The sequence below is a fragment of the Mesorhizobium mediterraneum genome (assembly GCF_002284565.1).
Classification (GTDB): Bacteria; Pseudomonadota; Alphaproteobacteria; order Rhizobiales; family Rhizobiaceae; genus Mesorhizobium; species Mesorhizobium mediterraneum.
In genome coordinates this window covers 833,702-848,676 of record NZ_NPKI01000015.1, presented here as the reverse complement: position 1 = coordinate 848,676, position 14,975 = coordinate 833,702, and the positions used below count along the sequence as shown (strand labels likewise).

Genomic DNA, 14,975 nt, shown 5'->3' with positions numbered 1-14,975 from the left:
TGAAAAATGACAATCTCGCATTTCGCACAAGACGCGGCGCAGATCGCGCTGGAAAAATTCAACCGCGGTGAGATCGATCGCCGATCTTTCCTCTTTGCCCTCGGCGGCCTCGGACTTGCGGCCGCCTTCAAGCCGGGTGTTGCCCAGGCCGACGCCTCCGAAATCGTCGTCTGCAACTGGGGCGGTGCCGCGGCGGACGCCTTCGCCAAGGCCTATGGCGACCCCTTCACCAAGAAGAGCGGCATGAAAGTGGTGATCGACGGGGCCGGGCCAGCGGTCGGAACAATCAGGGCCATGGTCGAGTCCGGCAAGGTCATCTGGGACGCCACCGACGGCGGCATGATCGACTCGCTGACACTGGGCAAGGGCAATCTGGTCGAGCCGATCGACTACACGATCGTCGACAAATCGCAGGTGCCCGAGAATTTCGCCGGCGAGTTCGGCGTCTCGAACTATGTCTATTCGAACGTGCTCGCCTATGACGCCGAGGCGACCAAGGGCACAGCACCCACCGGCTGGGCCGACTTCTTCGACACGGCGAAATTCCCCGGCAAACGCACCATGTGCAAATGGATCCAGGGCCAGCTCGAATTCGTCCTCATGGCGGACGGCGTCGCGCCCGCCGACCTTTATCCGCTCGATGTCGACCGGGCGTTCAAGAAGCTGAAGCCGATGCTTGCCGACATCATCTTCTGGGAAGGCGGCGCGCAGACACAGCAATTGTTCCGCGAGGGCGAAGTCGTGATGGGCAACATCTGGCACACCCGCGCCAACCTGCTCAACAAGGAGACGCCCGACAAGTTCAAATGGATCTGGGAACAGAACATCCTTTCGGCCAGCGCATGGTCGGTTCCCAAGGGCAATCCCGCCGGCAAGAAAGTGTTCGATTTCATCAATTCGACACTCGATCCGGCAGGCCAGCTCGTGCTGCTGCAGATCATGGGCAACGGGCCTTCCAATCCCAAGACCCTGGCCTTGATGACGCCGGCGGACGCCGCCGTGAACCCGACGACGAAGGAGAACGCGGCCTCGCAGATCATGCTCAACCCCGCCTATTACGCGGAACACGAGACCGAGCTCCAGAACAAGTATCTGGATTTCATCTCGAGCTGATTGACGAGCCAACAGGGAAGGGCTGCCGCCGGCAAGGCGGCGGCCTCTCATCCGATGCGAATTTGATCCGATGCGCAATTTCAAGACAACAGCTCTGCTGCTGACCGTTCCCGCCAGCCTGGTGGCGATCGGCCTCTATGCAGCGCCGATCCTGCAGGTTCTGGCATTGAGCCTGACCGAGCCGAAGTTCGGCCTTGCCAACTACCAGAGCCTGTTCGCCAACGCAGCCGTGGGCCGCGTCGTCATGACGACGCTCAAAGTGTCTCTGATGACGACGGTGCTGACCGTGCTGGCGAGTTACGTCGTCGCCTTCGCCATCATCCATATGTCGGCAGGCTGGCGCCGCATCTCGCTGTTCCTGGTGCTGGTGCCGTTCTGGATATCGGTGCTGGTCAGGGCATTTTCCTGGATCACCATCTTGCGCCGGCGCGGCGTTCTCAACAGCGCTTTGATGGAGATGGGCGTCATCTCGAGCCCGCTCGACCTCGTCTATAATCTCTTCGGCGTCACCATCGGCATGGTGCACTACATGATGCCGTTCGCCATCCTGCTGCTCTATGCCAATTTGTCGGACATCGACCGCCGTATCATGCAGGCGGCGCGCTCGCTAGGCGCACGCCCGGCCACGATCTTCTGGCGCGTCTGGCTGCCGCTCAGCCTGCCCGGCATCGCGCTTGCGACTCTGTTCGTCTTCGTCTTCTCACTCGGCTTCCTGGTCACGCCTGCTCTGCTCGGCGCCGGCAAAACCCTGATGATCGCCGAATACATCTCGGTTCAGATATCGAGCACCTCGCGCTGGGATCTGGCAACATCGCTGTCGACGATGCTGCTTCTGGTGGTCGGCATTATTGTCTTCGCTGCCATGCGCAGCCCGGCGCTGCGCGCCGCCTTCGTCGCGAGGCCGCAGCAATGAGGCTTCGGCGCATCATAGAAGTCGGCCTGCCGCGCCTGCTCGCCTGGTGCCTGCTCGGCTTCCTGTTCGTTCCGATCCTGGTGGTGATCCCGGTCGCGCTCACCGACCGCGATTACCTGTCGCTGCCGCAGGACGGCATTTCGATGGAGCATTTCGCGGCACTGACCGACTGGAGCAAGGGCTGGCTGCCAAGCATGCTGACCAGCGCCGGCATCGCGCTGGCCTGCGCCGCGATCGCCACGGCTCTCGGCGTCGCCTTCGCCGTCGGCGCCTGGGCGGCGGGCGGCTGGTGGCCGTCCCTGATGCGCATCCTCCTGCTGTCGCCGATGATCGTGCCGCCGATCATCTACGCGGTCGGCATGGTCAAGCTCTGGGCGCGGCTGTCGCTGCTCGACAGCTACACCGGCGTCGTCCTGGTGCATGTCGTGCTGGCCCTGCCGCTGACCGTGCTGGCCATCGGCGCGTCGCTCTCCAACCTCGACCAGCGGCTGGTGCAGGCGGCGAGAAGCCTCGGCGCCAGGCCGATGACCGTGTTCGGCAAGGTGATCCTGCCGAATATCGTTCCCGGCGTTGCCGCCGGCGCCCTGCTCGCCTTTGTCGCGTCCTGGGACGAGATCACGGTGACGCTGTTCATCACCGGACGCGCCGTCGTCACGCTGCCGCGCCGCATCTGGACGAGCATCCAGGATGCCGTCGACCCGGCGCTGGCGGCGATCGCCACCGTCCTGCTCGTCGTCACCGTGCTGGCGCTGGTCGCACGAGCGCTGATCGAACGCAGGCAACGGCAACGGAAATTCTAAATTCAAACACCTCGGAAACAGATCGAAAGGAAAGGAATACCCATGAGCACCGCGATGAGCGACAACGAATACCGTGAGAACAAGTTCTTCAGCATCTTCGGCTCCGTTCCGGAACCGGGCTTCGACACCGCTGAGGAGCAGATCCCGGTATGGGGCCGCCATTGGGGCTGCTCGAACGATGTCGGCAAGCTGCGCGCCGTCCTGATGCATCGCCCCGGCGACGAGCTTTCCGTCGTCGAGAACAAGCCGATGCCCGAAGTCGGCGGCTTCGGCGATCCGGAAAAAGGCTGGTACTGGATGGGCCGCACCATGCCCGACCTGCCCGCCATGCAGCGCGCCCACGACGAATTCACCGGTTTGCTGCGTTCGGAAGGCGTCGACGTCATTCTCGTCGACAAGGCCGCTCCCGGCGCGATGAAGCAGATCTACACGCGCGACAGCGTCATCGGCATTCCGGGCGGCGCCATCGTCACCCGCCTGGCGCGGCGGGTGCGCCGCGGCGAGGAACTGCCGGTGACACGGGCGCTGGCCAAGGCCGGATGCCCGATCCTCGGCACCATCCACGGATCGGCCGTCTTCGAAGGCGGCGGCTTTGCCTTCATCGATGCCAAGACCGCCGTCTGCACGGTCTCAATCGCCTGCAACCCGGAAGGCGTGCGGCAGGTCGAGAGCATCCTCGCCGGCCTCGGCGTGACGCTGATCAAGGTGCCGATGCCCGGATACCGTATTCACATCGACGGCGCTTTCATTATGGTCGACGTCGAGACGGCGATCGTCAATGTCAACGAACTGCCCTACCCGTTCATTGAATATCTGGAGAAGCGCGGCATCAAGATGATCGAACTGCCTCCCGAGGACAGCGCCATGTCGCTCAACTGCCTGGCCGTCGCGCCCGGCCGGGTGATCATGCATGGCAGCCGCTCGAAGCGCCTGGCCGACAGGCTCGACGCGGCCGGGATCACCTTGCTGACCTGCAATTACGAGACGGTCGAACTCGGCGGCGGCGGCCTGCATTGCTCGACCGCACCGCTGATCAGGGACCCGATCTGATATGGTCTCGAACTGATGGCATTGCTGGTCATCGACGATCTCGAAAAGACTTATGACAAGGTCACCGCCTTGACCGGGATCGACCTCTCGGTCGAGGCGGGAGAGTTCGTCACCTTGCTCGGGCCCTCGGGGTCCGGCAAGACGACCTTGCTGATGTCGCTGGCCGGCTTCACCACGCCGAGCAAGGGGACGATCCGCCTCGACGGCAAGGACATCACCCATGTCGACCCCGAGGACCGCAATTTCGGCTTCGTCTTCCAGGGTTATGCGCTGTTCCCGCATCTCTCCGTCGCCAACAACATCGCCTTCTCCCTCCGCGTCCGCAAATGGGAGAAGCCGAAGATCGCCGCGCGGGTGGCCGAAATGCTGTCGCTGGTCGGCCTCGACAATCTGGCCGAGCGCAAGCCGCGCGAATTGTCGGGCGGCCAGCAGCAGCGCGTTGCCATCGCCCGCGCCCTGGCCTTCGGGCCGCGCATCCTTTTGCTCGACGAGCCGCTTTCGGCGCTCGACCGCATGCTGCGCGAATCCATGCAGAAGGAACTGAAACGGCTGCATCGCGAGACCGGGGTGACCTTCGTCTACGTTACCCACGATCAGGAGGAGGCGATCGCCATGTCCGATCGCATCGCGGTGTTCAATCATGGCCGCATCGTCGAAATCGGGCTGCCCCGCGACCTCTACAAAAAACCGTCGACGCGCTTCGTCGCCGGTTTTCTCGGCGAGAACAATTTCCTGTCCGGCCATCGTGCCGATGATGACGAGACGATGGTCGAGGCGTTCGGCACGCGCTTCGGTTCTGCCCCCGTCAAGGGCCGCCGTGAGCGCCCCGGCGACACACTCACTGTCTGGGTGCGCCCCGAGGACATCCGCATCGGGCAGGCAACGGACGACGAGATCGGCTTTCGCGCGACGGTCGTCGAGAATTCCTTTGTCGGCGCGCTGGAACGCATCCTGCTCAAGACGGCGACCGGCGAACAGATGGTTGCGACGCTGCGCTCGGAAGCAGCCGTCGCGGCCGTTCCCGGACAAGTCATCGACTGCCGCATTGACCCGTCCGCTATCGGCGTCCTGCCGAACGAAACCCGGGGGTCTTGAGCCGACGAAACATATCTCGCTGGAGAAGAGAGAAAAATGATCAAGGCGACACCTTTCGATTTCCCCTATGACGGCAGGCTGGTGCCTGGACATACTGCTCTTGTCGTCATCGACCTGCAGGGCGATTTCCTGTCGACATCTGGCTATTTCGCCAAGCAGGGATACGATCCGAGCCCGCTGCGAGCCATCCTGCCGACGGTCAACCGCCTGATCGCGGCCGCCCGCGCGGCAGGCCTGAAAATCATCCACACCAGGCAAGGCTACCGGGCCGACATGGCCGACATGACGCCTTATGAGAAATGGCGCCGCAAACGGGCCGGCCTTGAGGGTACCGACATCCTGCTGCGTTCGAGCCCCGGCTTCCAGATCGTTCCCGAGATCGACGTCGCGCCTGAGGACATCATCGTCGACAAGACCTGCAATGGCGCTTTCACCTACACCGATTTCGAGCACGTGCTGCGCGCGCAGGGCATCACGCATCTGCTGTTTTCAGGATGCACGACCGATGTCTGCGTGCACACGACCTTGCGCGAGGCCTGCGACCGGAATTTCCAGTGCCTGACGATCACGGATGCTTGCGCCAGCGGCGACAGATATGCGCATGAGGCTGCACTCCACATGGTGACGGTCGAAAATGGGATTTTCGGCGCGCTGACCGATTCAAGCGCCGTTATCGCGGCGCTGTCGCTACTCTCCGGCAAGGCGCACTGATATGCCCGAAGATACTGCCGACACACCCGCCGCAGCCAAGACCGGCCGGCTTTACGTCTCGCTGATGCGGTTGACCGACAAGGGGCTGGCTGAGCTTGCCGGCAGCCCCAATCGCCGGAAAATCAGCGAGGAGCGGGTTGCAGCCCTTGGCGGCAAATCCGTCGCCTTCTATGCCACGCTCGGCGCCTATGACTTCGTTCAGGTTTTTGAAATGCCTGATAACGAGGCCATGATGCAGTATGTGCTGACGGCCCGGCGCGACGGCTTCGTCGAGCCTCTCATTCTGCCGGCGTTCGACCCACCGACCTTCGGCGACATTGTCGAACGCGTCCTGAAATAACCAGCGTTCAGCCTGCGGCACGTGTTTCCCGGACCACGCGGGACGCAAACGCCTCGGGCTGCGGGGCATCGGCCTCGCGACGCGCCACCGAGTTGCGCAACAGCGCGATCACCTCGCGGCCAGCCGTCGCGATTTCGCGTGGCCTGTCGACGCCAACGATCATGAATTCCTGGATTCCCAAGGCCGCGTAAGGAAGCAGCGCCAGCGCGACCTGCGCCGGAGGCCCGGCAATTTCGACCGCCTTCTGACAGGCGGCGTTGTCCTCCGAACGGATCCTGACGGGAAGCGCGAAACGCAGCTTGCCGGCCCGGCCGTGTTCGGCGGCGGCACTGCGCACCCGCTCCATCAGCTGCCGGATCTCGTCGAGCGAACCTGGCGTCAGCTCGAAGACATCGGCATGCCGCCCGGCGACCCTGAGGGCCGTTCCGGACTGTCCGCCCATGCGGATGGTCATGTCGGCGCCATGCGGTCCCTTGCGCGGCACATACCCGGACCTGACGCTGTAGAAGGCGCCTTCATGATCGAACGGCCTGTCGTTCGACCATAACCGCTTCAGCAGCACCAGATATTCGTCGATCCGCTGCCAGACGACCGTATGGCCGACCGGACGTGCCTCGGCATCGTCGTCGCTCAGCGGCTCGCTGAGCATCCTGAGCGACAGCCGACCGCCACTTTCTGCGTCGAGGGCTGCCAATTGCCGCGCCGCCACCGTCGGCTCGATCACACCCGCCCAATGTGCGAGAACGACCTCCAGAGATGAGGTGCGGCTCAGCGCCTGGGCGGCAATATCCATATTGGTCAGCAGCCCAGCCGGATCGTCGACGACGATCTTTTGGAAACCGATGTCCTCGACCAGCGACAGCTTTGTCGCGGTTTCCGCGAAATCGTAGAAAAACGGCACGGTTGAGTCGGCGGGGTGAGTTTTACCGGGAACATGCGTGAACTCGATCGGCATTGCCATCTCCTCCATCACGTTGGGATCACGGGCGCGCAAAAGCGCACCTGAATTCGGTTCATTCAACTCCGGTATTCTGAAAGCGGCAGGTCGCTACCCCCTGATCATTCAGGGCCCGACGGCTCGGGACTTCATGGTCAAGGGATAAGGCCCAGAACAACCGCTCCGGTGAACACAAACGCAAGGGCAAAAACGAGATAGGCAAAGGCGCCTGCATAGGCCGGCCGCCAAGTCTGGTCAGAACCAAGCCTTTGGCCTTTGCGGGCAGTCCGGGCGTTCTGGAAATAGGACATATCGACCTCCGTCTTCGGCGGTTAATCTATAAAATCAGTAGACTTTGTCGAGTGCTATTTTCCAGCGATTATTAGAATGTTTTTCTCAATTATGATGATAATTTGGTTTGTTTTCTGCTTAGAGCTATGCTTCCGAGCCTGATCGGCCAAGTGATAAAAACCCCGGGCTCCTGCAGGCGGAGGGACGGGGATGGGCGGAGCGGCCTCCTATCTGCTGGGCGGCCTGTAAGCTTCCAGACCGAACAGCATCAGCACGAGCGACACCAGGAAGCTGCCTGCGGTCGTGGCTTTCCACATCAACGCCAGAACCATGGTCAGCGTGAGGAACGCGCCGGCGCGGAAGGCGGATACCGGGTTGAAGGAGAAGCCGATCATGACACAGCCGATGGCAAGCGATCCGAACATAACGGCGCGCCCGATGCATCCCACAGCAACCCGCCTGATCTCGTCCATCGGCTGCCTCGGCAACAAACTGGCCGACAATGTGCGAGCGCTTCGACCGTATCAAATCACTTTAAGGCGAATATGCCGCCTGGACGGGTGAACCTCCGGGATTCGGATGGACGTGCGGGCGCAGCTCCGGACCGACCGGCGCACTTTGCGAGCGCCACAGCCTAAAATTTGGCCATCGACGCGGCCGGCGGCGGAAATCGGCGGTGCTGGACTCATTGCCATGGACAGGGCTTAATGCTGCGCGGGGCTGGCGAGATTGCCGGGGGGCGATTATGAGATCACCGCAGCAAATGACTGACGGCGGCGATGTTCTCGATGCTGTCGTCATCGGGGCCGGCTGGGCCGGCCTGGGTGTCAGCTATTGGCTGGCGCGACGGGGCCTGCGCCACGCCGTATTGGAGCGGGGCCGCATAGGAGAGACCTGGCGCACACAGCGATGGGATTCATTTCGGATGAATACTCCCAACGTCCAGACCGTCATGCCGGGTGATTGCTATGACGGTCCGGATCCGGATGGTGCTCTGACGCGCGATCAGTTCGTTACTCTCCTTGAGGATTTCGCCGGGCGCAACGCGCTGCCGATCGAACCGGATACTGCGGTAAGCGAACTCACGCACGAGAATGGCGCCTATCGGCTGACCACCTCACACGGCACGCTTTGGGCGCGCAATGTGATCGTCGCAAGCGGCAGCCTGAATTGTCCGGTGCGCCCAGTCTGGGCCACCGCGTTGTCGCCAGCTCTCCACCAGATCGACGCCTCCGGCTACCGCAGCGCTGCCGATCTGCCCGATGGAGCGGTGCTGGTGGTCGGAGGCGGCCAATCTGGTGTTCAGATCGCGGAGGAATTGGCGGACGTGGGTCGAACGGTCTTCCTTGCGACCAGTCGTGTCGGACGGCTCCCACGGCGCTACCGGGGTCGCGACATCATGGTCTGGCTGCTCGAAAGCGGGTTTCTCGACGTGCGCCGGGAGGAAGTCATTCGATTTGCGGGACGCATCCCGCCGCGTGGTGTGCTCGGGTCGATGCATACGATAAGCCTTCAGGCGCTGAGCGCCCAGGGTGTCGTGCTTCTTGGGCGCCTCACCGGCATCGAGGATGGCGGCAGCCTCTCGTTCGCCGACGATCTCGAAGCGAATGCCCGCTTTGCGGATGAAGCCTCCGAAAATGTCAAACGCCATGTCGACGACTATATCAGCCGCGCCGGGATCGATGCACCCGTTGCGGAGCCCGACCCGGCGGAGACGGTCGCGATGCGTCAGCCGAACCCGACGATCGGTTCGCTCGATCTCTCCCGCTCCGGCGTAACGAGCGTGGTGTGGTGCACGGGTTTTAGGGGCGATTTCAGTTGGATGAGGCTTCCCGGTGCGCTCGACAGCGCGGGACAGCCTGTTCACGCGGATGGCGTGGCCGCCCTGCCGGGCCTTTACTTCGCAGGGCTGGACTTCGCCTCCACACGCAAGTCAGGCATCATCTTGGCGATCGCCGAGGAAGCACCTCGCCTTGTCGAACATATCGCAAGGCATTCGTGACCGCCTTTGGCATAGTCGAGAAGCTCTTGACCGTCAGGGCCGGGATTAGTGTCAGAGGCCGGCAGATCGCCAGCCACCGCCTTGCGCCGCCACCAGGGTCACGTCTCGCCCCTTAGCGACGTTCCTACTGAGCGAAGGCAAAGGCCCCCAACGATCAGCCAATAACTTCGCTCCTGCACGACTGAATGTCTGCTATGATTACCGCTGGAAGCGATCGGTCCCACTTCCGGCCCGAGCTAGTCGAAGATAGGCGAGGACCTAAATGACCGCTTGTGGCGCATTACAGCCGACATCGCGGCCGCCCTCCACTTGCGCGGCGTTCAACGTCTTTTCGCGGCCAGCGCTTCTCTCCGGGATCGGCTATGCTGCAGGGCAAGCAAGATCGACCTTTCCGGCATCGACAGAGCGCTGTCTCGGCAAGCCGGGACATCCGGCAGAGGAATGCTATCGGCTATGCCGAAAGGGACGAAATTGAAGCCGGCGACCGGCGCGACACCGCTGATAGCAATTGCGGCTGCGGCCGTCGACACCGAAACAACCGGGCCCGACGCCACAAAGGCACGCGTGATCCAGATCGGCGCGGTCGGCATCGCGCATGGCAAGGTCGTCCGGGAACGTCAGCTCGATCTCCTCATCGATCCCGGCGAAGCGATTCCGTCCGAGGTCTCGCTCGTCCACGGCATCACGGATGCCGATGTTGACGGGGCCGGGACCTTCCTGGACGCATGGGCGCAATTCCAGGAGTTCGTCGGCGACCGCATCCTCGTCGGCCACTCGATCGGCTTCGATCTGGCGGTATGGGAGCGCGAATGCCGACGCGCCCGTTTGCCCTGGAAAAAGCCTCGGGCGCTGTGCGTCCGGCTTCTTGCAACCATAGCAAATCCCAATCTGGCAGACCATTCGCTGGAAACGATCGCCGCCTGGCTTCGCCTGGAGATAGTTGGCCGCCATTCGGCTCTGGGCGATGCGATCGCGGCGGGAGACATCTTTGCCGCGCTGATTCCGGAGTTGCGCAAGCGCAACATCCGAACACTCGGAGAGGCAGAGGTCGCCTGCCTTGCCCTTTCGGACGCTCTCGAAGCCGGCCATCGCGCCGGCTGGGCCGAGCCGGTGTCGCGACCCCAGGCTCCCGCGTTTCAGCCGGTTGATCCCTATGCCTATCGCCATCGCGTCGGCAGCCTGATGAGCGGCCCGCCGGTCGTGGTGAAGTCGACTAAGCCGACAAGGCAGGTCATCGACCTCATGGTGAAGCGCAAGATCAGTTCGGTCCTCGTGTCCGACCGAGGAGCGCCGGATCAGCCGATTGAGGACTATGGCATCGTTACCGAGCGTGACCTGCTGCGCCGCATATCGTCCGACGCCGAGCGCGCCTTTGACATGCCGGTCGCAAGCATCGCAACGCGACCGCTGATAAGCATCCGCGCCGCCGCCTTCGCTTATCGGGCGATCGGCCGCATGGATCGGCTGAAAGTCCGCCACCTCGCCGTCCGCGATGACGGCGGCATGCTGGTCGGCGTGCTTTCGTCGCGTGACCTGCTGAGGCTCCGCGCCGCCGCTGCCATCGATCTCGACGACACGATCGAGCATGCCAAGGACGCCGCCGAACTGGCGGCCACCTGGTCGATGCTGCCGGGCGTGGTGCGTTCGCTCATCGGCGAAGCGATCGACCCACGCGTGGTGGCGGAAATCATCAGCGACGAACTTTGCTCGCTTACCCGCCGCGCCGCCGTGCTTGCGGAACAGCAGATTCAAATCGAAGGCCACGGCCCGCCGCCCTGCGCCTATGCCACGCTCGTGCTCGGCTCAGGCGGCCGTGGCGAAAGCCTGATGGCCCCGGACCAGGACAACGCAATCGTCTTCGCAGAAGGCGAGCCGGACGGGCCCGAAGACCGCTGGTTCAAAATTCTCGGTGCCAAGCTCGCCGACATGCTCGACATTTCCGGTGTGCCGTATTGCAAAGGCGGGGTAATGGCCGCGAATGCCCCATTCCGCGGAAGTCTCGACACCTGGAAGGGGCGCGTCGAAGATTGGGTTCGCCGCCTACGGCCGGAGGACCTGCTCAACGTCGACATCGTCTATGACCTGCGGCCGGTTCACGGCGACACGACGCTGGCCGCGCAGTTCATCGAATATGCGTATGAGCGTGGCCACGCCGAACCGGTGTTCGCGAAGCTTCTCGGCGAGCAGATGACAACCGGCAATCCCTTCACTGTTTTTGGCGGCTTTCAGCTTGAAAATGGCCGGCTGGACATCAAGACGCATGGCCTTTTTCCGATCGTCGCGACCGCACGCACGCTTGCAATTCGCCACGGCATCCGTGAGCGGAGCACACGTGCCCGGCTCGAGAAACTGATCGCGCTGGACATTGGCGGCGAGCGCGACATGAAGGCGATGCTGGCTGGCCACGCCATGCTGATCGGCTTGCTGCTCGGCCAGCAGACGCATGACATCTACGCCGGTATACCGGTATCCAACCGCATCGAGATCAATGCCCTGACGCGCGAGCAGCAAATAGAGCTCAAGAGCCTCATCAAGCGCCTTCAGTCGGCACCCGACCTGATGCGGGACCTGATGTTCGCATAACCGCCGGCGCTTGGACGGTGCAAGGCCGAAGGCGAAGCCTTGGATATCGGCGCAGGAACAAAGCTCAGATGCGCGCGGCGCCAAGCAGTTCATCGACGAGGGCGCTGCGGTCAGCCTGCTCAAGGAAATCCTCATTCGCGCGCAGCAGATTCATTCTCAGGAAGTTGAAAATGTAGTCGTAGTCGTTGGTCAGGAGATTGGGGTGGATCGGGACCATCTCGAAAACCGTGCGCGCCAGCGGCTCGGGGATTTCGCGCACCGGCCGCGGCGGGCCGATCTGCGTGGCGGCGAGGCGCTGACGTGTGAGCTCGGCGGCGTCCTCCCAGAAAGTGGGGGGCGAGCCCTCCGGAACGGCATATTTGGAGAAGCTTGCCAGGGCCACTTTTTCCAGCGCCGCCGGCAGACCCCGCTGGCGCAAGCCGGCAGTTTCGCGCAGCGCGCCCTCCACCATTTCCGCCACGATGGCATAGCACGCAGGGTAGGCGCGCCAGCGTGAATGGTTGAGCGCCGCCTGGAACTCCTTCTCGCTGAACAGCTTCTGCCAGTAGACCCCTGCCCTGACGCGGCAGAACTCGACGATGCTTTTCTGCGCCAGGAAGGCGGCGCGCGAATCCATGAAGTCAGCCAGTTCGCCGACGCTGCCGATCGGCTGCGGCTTGCGCAGGAACTCGGGCAACAAATCGTTCAGCAGGCCCATGGCGCTCTCCCTTCGGTTTTGTTTCCAACCGATGTTAACCGTTTAGCCTCCGCCACGCCGCACCGCCAGCCCTCTTACGCACCAAGTTCCTCTCACCGATTCTCCAGTCCTCCCACCGATTCTAAAGTCGTATGAACAGCAGCGGCAAGAAGTGTTACTCCTATAAAGTTACGGTCGGCTGTTTCTATACCTGGCCGCAACATATGCCGGAGGACTTCCGCGCTAGCGGAAGAGGCAAGCTTTAAACGGCGCCTTGCGCTCGAGACGGTTCGCAAGCTGCCAACCAAGGGAGGTTCAACGCTATGGCGACGCCAGACCGCGTAAGTTATTGGAACAAGACCAAGAGTCTCATGTTCGTCATGCTGGGACTGTGGGTGTTCTTCGGTTACGTCATCCACATGTTCGTGGAGCAACTCAACACCATCGTCATTTTTGGCTTTCCGCTCGGTTTCTACATGGCCGCTCAGGGCTCGCTCATCGCCTTCGTCGTCATGCTGTTCTGGTTCGCACGGCGCCAGAACGCGATCGACGAAGAGCATCATGTCAATGAAGAATGATTGGGGGGACTTCAATGGCTAACACGACAGCGACTACGGCAGGCGGAGGCGATTTCACCTCCAACCTCGGCCGCATCTACGGCATCTACACCGGCGGCTTCATAGCCTTCATCATCCTGATGGCTATCTTGAGCGCCCTGGGTGTCGAAAACGTTGTAATCGGCTACCTGTTCATGGGCTTTACCATCGTCATCTATGCGGTGATCGGCGTCCTGAGCCGCACCATGCATGTCGGCGAATATTACGTCGCCGGGCGTCGCGTGCCGGCGCTCTACAACGGCATGGCGACCGGCGCCGATTGGATGTCGGCGGCTTCCTTCATCGGTATGGCCGGTTCGCTCTACCTGCTCGGCTATGACGGCCTCGGCTTCGTGCTCGGCTGGACCGGCGGCTACGTGCTCGTGGCCATCCTCGTTGCACCCTATCTGCGCAAGTTCGGCGCCTACACGGTTCCCGACTTCCTGTCGGCGCGCTATGGCGGCAATCTTGCCCGTCTGATCGGCGTGGTCGTTCTGTTCTCCTGCTCGTTCACCTATGTGGTCGCGCAGATTTTCGGCACCGGGCTGATCTCGGCCCGCTTCCTGGGAATCGACTTCAACGTCGCAGTCTATGTCGGCCTCGCCGGCATTCTGGTCTGCTCGATGCTCGGCGGCATGCGCGCCGTCACCTGGACGCAGGTCGCACAGTACATCGTGCTGATCATCGCCTATCTCATCCCTGTCATCTGGATGTCGACGGTGAAGACCGGCGTGCCGATCCCGCAATTGATGCAGGGCCAGGCGCTGGCGAACATCACCGCGCTTGAGACGGCGCAGGGCATCACGGTGCACCACATCACGCCATTCGTGCATGGTGGCTATGATGCCAAGAACTACTTCCTGCTGATCCTCTGCCTGATGGTCGGAACGGCGTCACTGCCGCACGTCCTGATGCGATACTTCACCACCCCGTCGGTGCGTGAGGCGCGCGTCTCGGTCGCTTGGTCGCTGCTGTTCATCTTCATCCTCTACTTCACGGCGCCCGCCTATGCGGCGTTCGCCAAGTGGACGATGCTCGACCTGGTGGCGTCGGGCCTGACGCCTGAAAACATCGGCGAGAAAGCCGGATGGATGATGCGCTGGGCCGCCGCCGACAATACGCTCGTGCAGATCTGCGGCAAGGCGGCGACAGACACCGCGGCGATCGTCGCGGCCTGCGCCGAAAAGGGCGTGACGGCACTTTCGTTTGCCGATATCAACCTCAACGCCGACATGATCGTGCTGGCCACGCCGGAAATGGCCGGCATGCCTTACGTCATCTCGGGCCTCGTCGCCGCCGGTGGTCTTGCCGCCGCGCTGTCGACGGCGGACGGCCTGCTGCTGGCCATCGCCAACGCGCTCAGCCACGACATCTACTACAAGATGATCGACCAGAACGCGCCGACGTCGCGGCGTCTGATCGTGTCGCGCATCTTGCTGGTTATGGTCGCGGTGCTGGCTGCTTACGTCGCATCGACCAAGCCGTCGGACATCCTGTCGATGGTGTCGTGGGCGTTCTCGCTTGCAGCCGGCGGGCTCTTCCCAGCCCTGGTGCTCGGCGTTTGGTGGAAGCGGGCCAATTCGGCTGGCGCTGTCGCCGGCATGATCGCTGGCTTCGGCATCACCATCTTCTATCTCGTCATGACGCAGTACGGCGCCGACTTCGACAAGGCGACGCCCAATATGGAACTGTGGTGGGGCGTGAAGAACATTTCGTCGGCGGCCTTTGGTCTGCCGGTGGGCTTCGCCGTGATGATCATCGTCAGCCTTCTCACCAAGGCGCCGTCCCGGGATATGCAGGATTTCATCGAGGAAATCCGTGTGCCTCGCGGCAAGCAGATGATGGAAGAAAAGATCGCCTGATCTCGC

14 protein-coding genes are annotated in these 14,975 nt (G+C 62.7%); 11 read left to right on the top strand and 3 right to left on the bottom strand.

Features of this window, described 5'->3' with window-relative positions; translation table 11 throughout:
* Window positions 1-6: 6 nt before the first annotated feature.
* From CIT25_RS13630 to CIT25_RS13600, 7 genes are all read left to right on the top strand, one after another.
* On the top strand, window positions 7-1,113 hold the full coding sequence (locus CIT25_RS13630; protein WP_095484994.1) for an ABC transporter substrate-binding protein: 1,107 nt from the start codon (window positions 7-9) through the stop codon (window positions 1,111-1,113).
* Between the two features lie 70 nt (window positions 1,114-1,183).
* Window positions 1,184-2,026: an ABC transporter permease gene (locus CIT25_RS13625; protein ID WP_095484993.1), complete on the top strand. Its 843-nt coding sequence runs from the start codon at window positions 1,184-1,186 to the stop codon at window positions 2,024-2,026.
* Window positions 2,023-2,826, top strand: coding sequence for an ABC transporter permease (locus CIT25_RS13620; protein WP_095484992.1), 804 nt, complete (start codon window positions 2,023-2,025; stop codon window positions 2,824-2,826). The genes CIT25_RS13625 and CIT25_RS13620 overlap by 4 nt, the downstream gene beginning before the upstream one ends.
* A 42-nt stretch (window positions 2,827-2,868) precedes the next feature.
* The gene (locus CIT25_RS13615; protein ID WP_095484991.1) at window positions 2,869-3,876 is read left to right on the top strand and encodes a dimethylarginine dimethylaminohydrolase family protein; all 1,008 of its coding nucleotides are present in this window, start codon (window positions 2,869-2,871) and stop codon (window positions 3,874-3,876) included.
* A 15-nt stretch (window positions 3,877-3,891) separates the two neighbouring features.
* Window positions 3,892-4,971: an ABC transporter ATP-binding protein gene (locus tag CIT25_RS13610; protein WP_095484990.1), complete on the top strand. Its 1,080-nt coding sequence runs from the start codon at window positions 3,892-3,894 to the stop codon at window positions 4,969-4,971.
* A 36-nt stretch (window positions 4,972-5,007) separates the two neighbouring features.
* Window positions 5,008-5,682, top strand: coding sequence for a cysteine hydrolase family protein (locus tag CIT25_RS13605; RefSeq protein ID WP_095484989.1), 675 nt, complete (start codon window positions 5,008-5,010; stop codon window positions 5,680-5,682).
* Window position 5,683: 1 nt separating this feature from the next.
* Entirely contained in the window at window positions 5,684-6,022 is a 339-nt protein-coding gene (locus CIT25_RS13600; RefSeq protein WP_095484988.1) for a GYD domain-containing protein, read from the top strand.
* 7 nt (window positions 6,023-6,029) lie between these two features.
* Here CIT25_RS13600 and CIT25_RS13595 read toward each other — a convergent pair whose 3' ends face one another.
* Window positions 6,030-6,977: an LLM class flavin-dependent oxidoreductase gene (locus tag CIT25_RS13595; RefSeq protein WP_095485130.1), complete on the bottom strand. Its 948-nt coding sequence runs from the start codon at window positions 6,975-6,977 to the stop codon at window positions 6,030-6,032.
* 500 nt (window positions 6,978-7,477) lie between these two features.
* Complete coding sequence (locus CIT25_RS13585) at window positions 7,478-7,723, bottom strand: hypothetical protein (protein ID WP_095484987.1); 246 nt, start codon at window positions 7,721-7,723, stop codon at window positions 7,478-7,480.
* Between the two features lie 290 nt (window positions 7,724-8,013).
* Between CIT25_RS13585 and CIT25_RS13580 the strand changes: the two genes are divergently transcribed.
* Entirely contained in the window at window positions 8,014-9,252 is a 1,239-nt protein-coding gene (locus CIT25_RS13580) for a flavin-containing monooxygenase (RefSeq protein WP_095484986.1), read from the top strand.
* Window positions 9,253-9,705: 453 nt separating this feature from the next.
* Window positions 9,706-11,835, top strand: coding sequence for a DUF294 nucleotidyltransferase-like domain-containing protein (locus CIT25_RS13575; protein WP_245329835.1), 2,130 nt, complete (start codon window positions 9,706-9,708; stop codon window positions 11,833-11,835).
* Between the two features lie 64 nt (window positions 11,836-11,899).
* Here CIT25_RS13575 and CIT25_RS13570 read toward each other — a convergent pair whose 3' ends face one another.
* The gene (locus tag CIT25_RS13570; RefSeq protein WP_095484985.1) at window positions 11,900-12,532 is read right to left on the bottom strand and encodes a hypothetical protein; all 633 of its coding nucleotides are present in this window, start codon (window positions 12,530-12,532) and stop codon (window positions 11,900-11,902) included.
* Between the two features lie 302 nt (window positions 12,533-12,834).
* On the opposite strand from CIT25_RS13570, the gene CIT25_RS13565 reads away from it, so the two are divergent.
* On the top strand, window positions 12,835-13,089 hold the full coding sequence (locus CIT25_RS13565) for a DUF4212 domain-containing protein (protein ID WP_095484984.1): 255 nt from the start codon (window positions 12,835-12,837) through the stop codon (window positions 13,087-13,089).
* 14 nt (window positions 13,090-13,103) lie between these two features.
* Complete coding sequence (locus CIT25_RS13560; protein ID WP_095484983.1) at window positions 13,104-14,969, top strand: sodium:solute symporter family protein; 1,866 nt, start codon at window positions 13,104-13,106, stop codon at window positions 14,967-14,969.
* Window positions 14,970-14,975 lie beyond the last annotated feature (6 nt).

Coding starts and splice junctions, on each gene's coding strand:
- CIT25_RS13570 (WP_095484985.1), bottom strand. CDS start 12,532: ATGGGCCTGCTGAACGATTTGTTGCCCGAGTTCCTGCGCAAGCCGCAG.
- CIT25_RS13625 (WP_095484993.1), top strand. CDS start 1,184: ATGCGCAATTTCAAGACAACAGCTCTGCTGCTGACCGTTCCCGCCAGC.
- CIT25_RS13600 (WP_095484988.1), top strand. CDS start 5,684: ATGCCCGAAGATACTGCCGACACACCCGCCGCAGCCAAGACCGGCCGG.
- CIT25_RS13580 (WP_095484986.1), top strand. CDS start 8,014: ATGACTGACGGCGGCGATGTTCTCGATGCTGTCGTCATCGGGGCCGGC.
- CIT25_RS13615 (WP_095484991.1), top strand. CDS start 2,869: ATGAGCACCGCGATGAGCGACAACGAATACCGTGAGAACAAGTTCTTC.
- CIT25_RS13610 (WP_095484990.1), top strand. CDS start 3,892: ATGGCATTGCTGGTCATCGACGATCTCGAAAAGACTTATGACAAGGTC.
- CIT25_RS13575 (WP_245329835.1), top strand. CDS start 9,706: ATGCCGAAAGGGACGAAATTGAAGCCGGCGACCGGCGCGACACCGCTG.
- CIT25_RS13565 (WP_095484984.1), top strand. CDS start 12,835: ATGGCGACGCCAGACCGCGTAAGTTATTGGAACAAGACCAAGAGTCTC.
- CIT25_RS13560 (WP_095484983.1), top strand. CDS start 13,104: ATGGCTAACACGACAGCGACTACGGCAGGCGGAGGCGATTTCACCTCC.
- CIT25_RS13620 (WP_095484992.1), top strand. CDS start 2,023: ATGAGGCTTCGGCGCATCATAGAAGTCGGCCTGCCGCGCCTGCTCGCC.
- CIT25_RS13605 (WP_095484989.1), top strand. CDS start 5,008: ATGATCAAGGCGACACCTTTCGATTTCCCCTATGACGGCAGGCTGGTG.
- CIT25_RS13630 (WP_095484994.1), top strand. CDS start 7: ATGACAATCTCGCATTTCGCACAAGACGCGGCGCAGATCGCGCTGGAA.
- CIT25_RS13585 (WP_095484987.1), bottom strand. CDS start 7,723: ATGGACGAGATCAGGCGGGTTGCTGTGGGATGCATCGGGCGCGCCGTT.
- CIT25_RS13595 (WP_095485130.1), bottom strand. CDS start 6,977: ATGCCGATCGAGTTCACGCATGTTCCCGGTAAAACTCACCCCGCCGAC.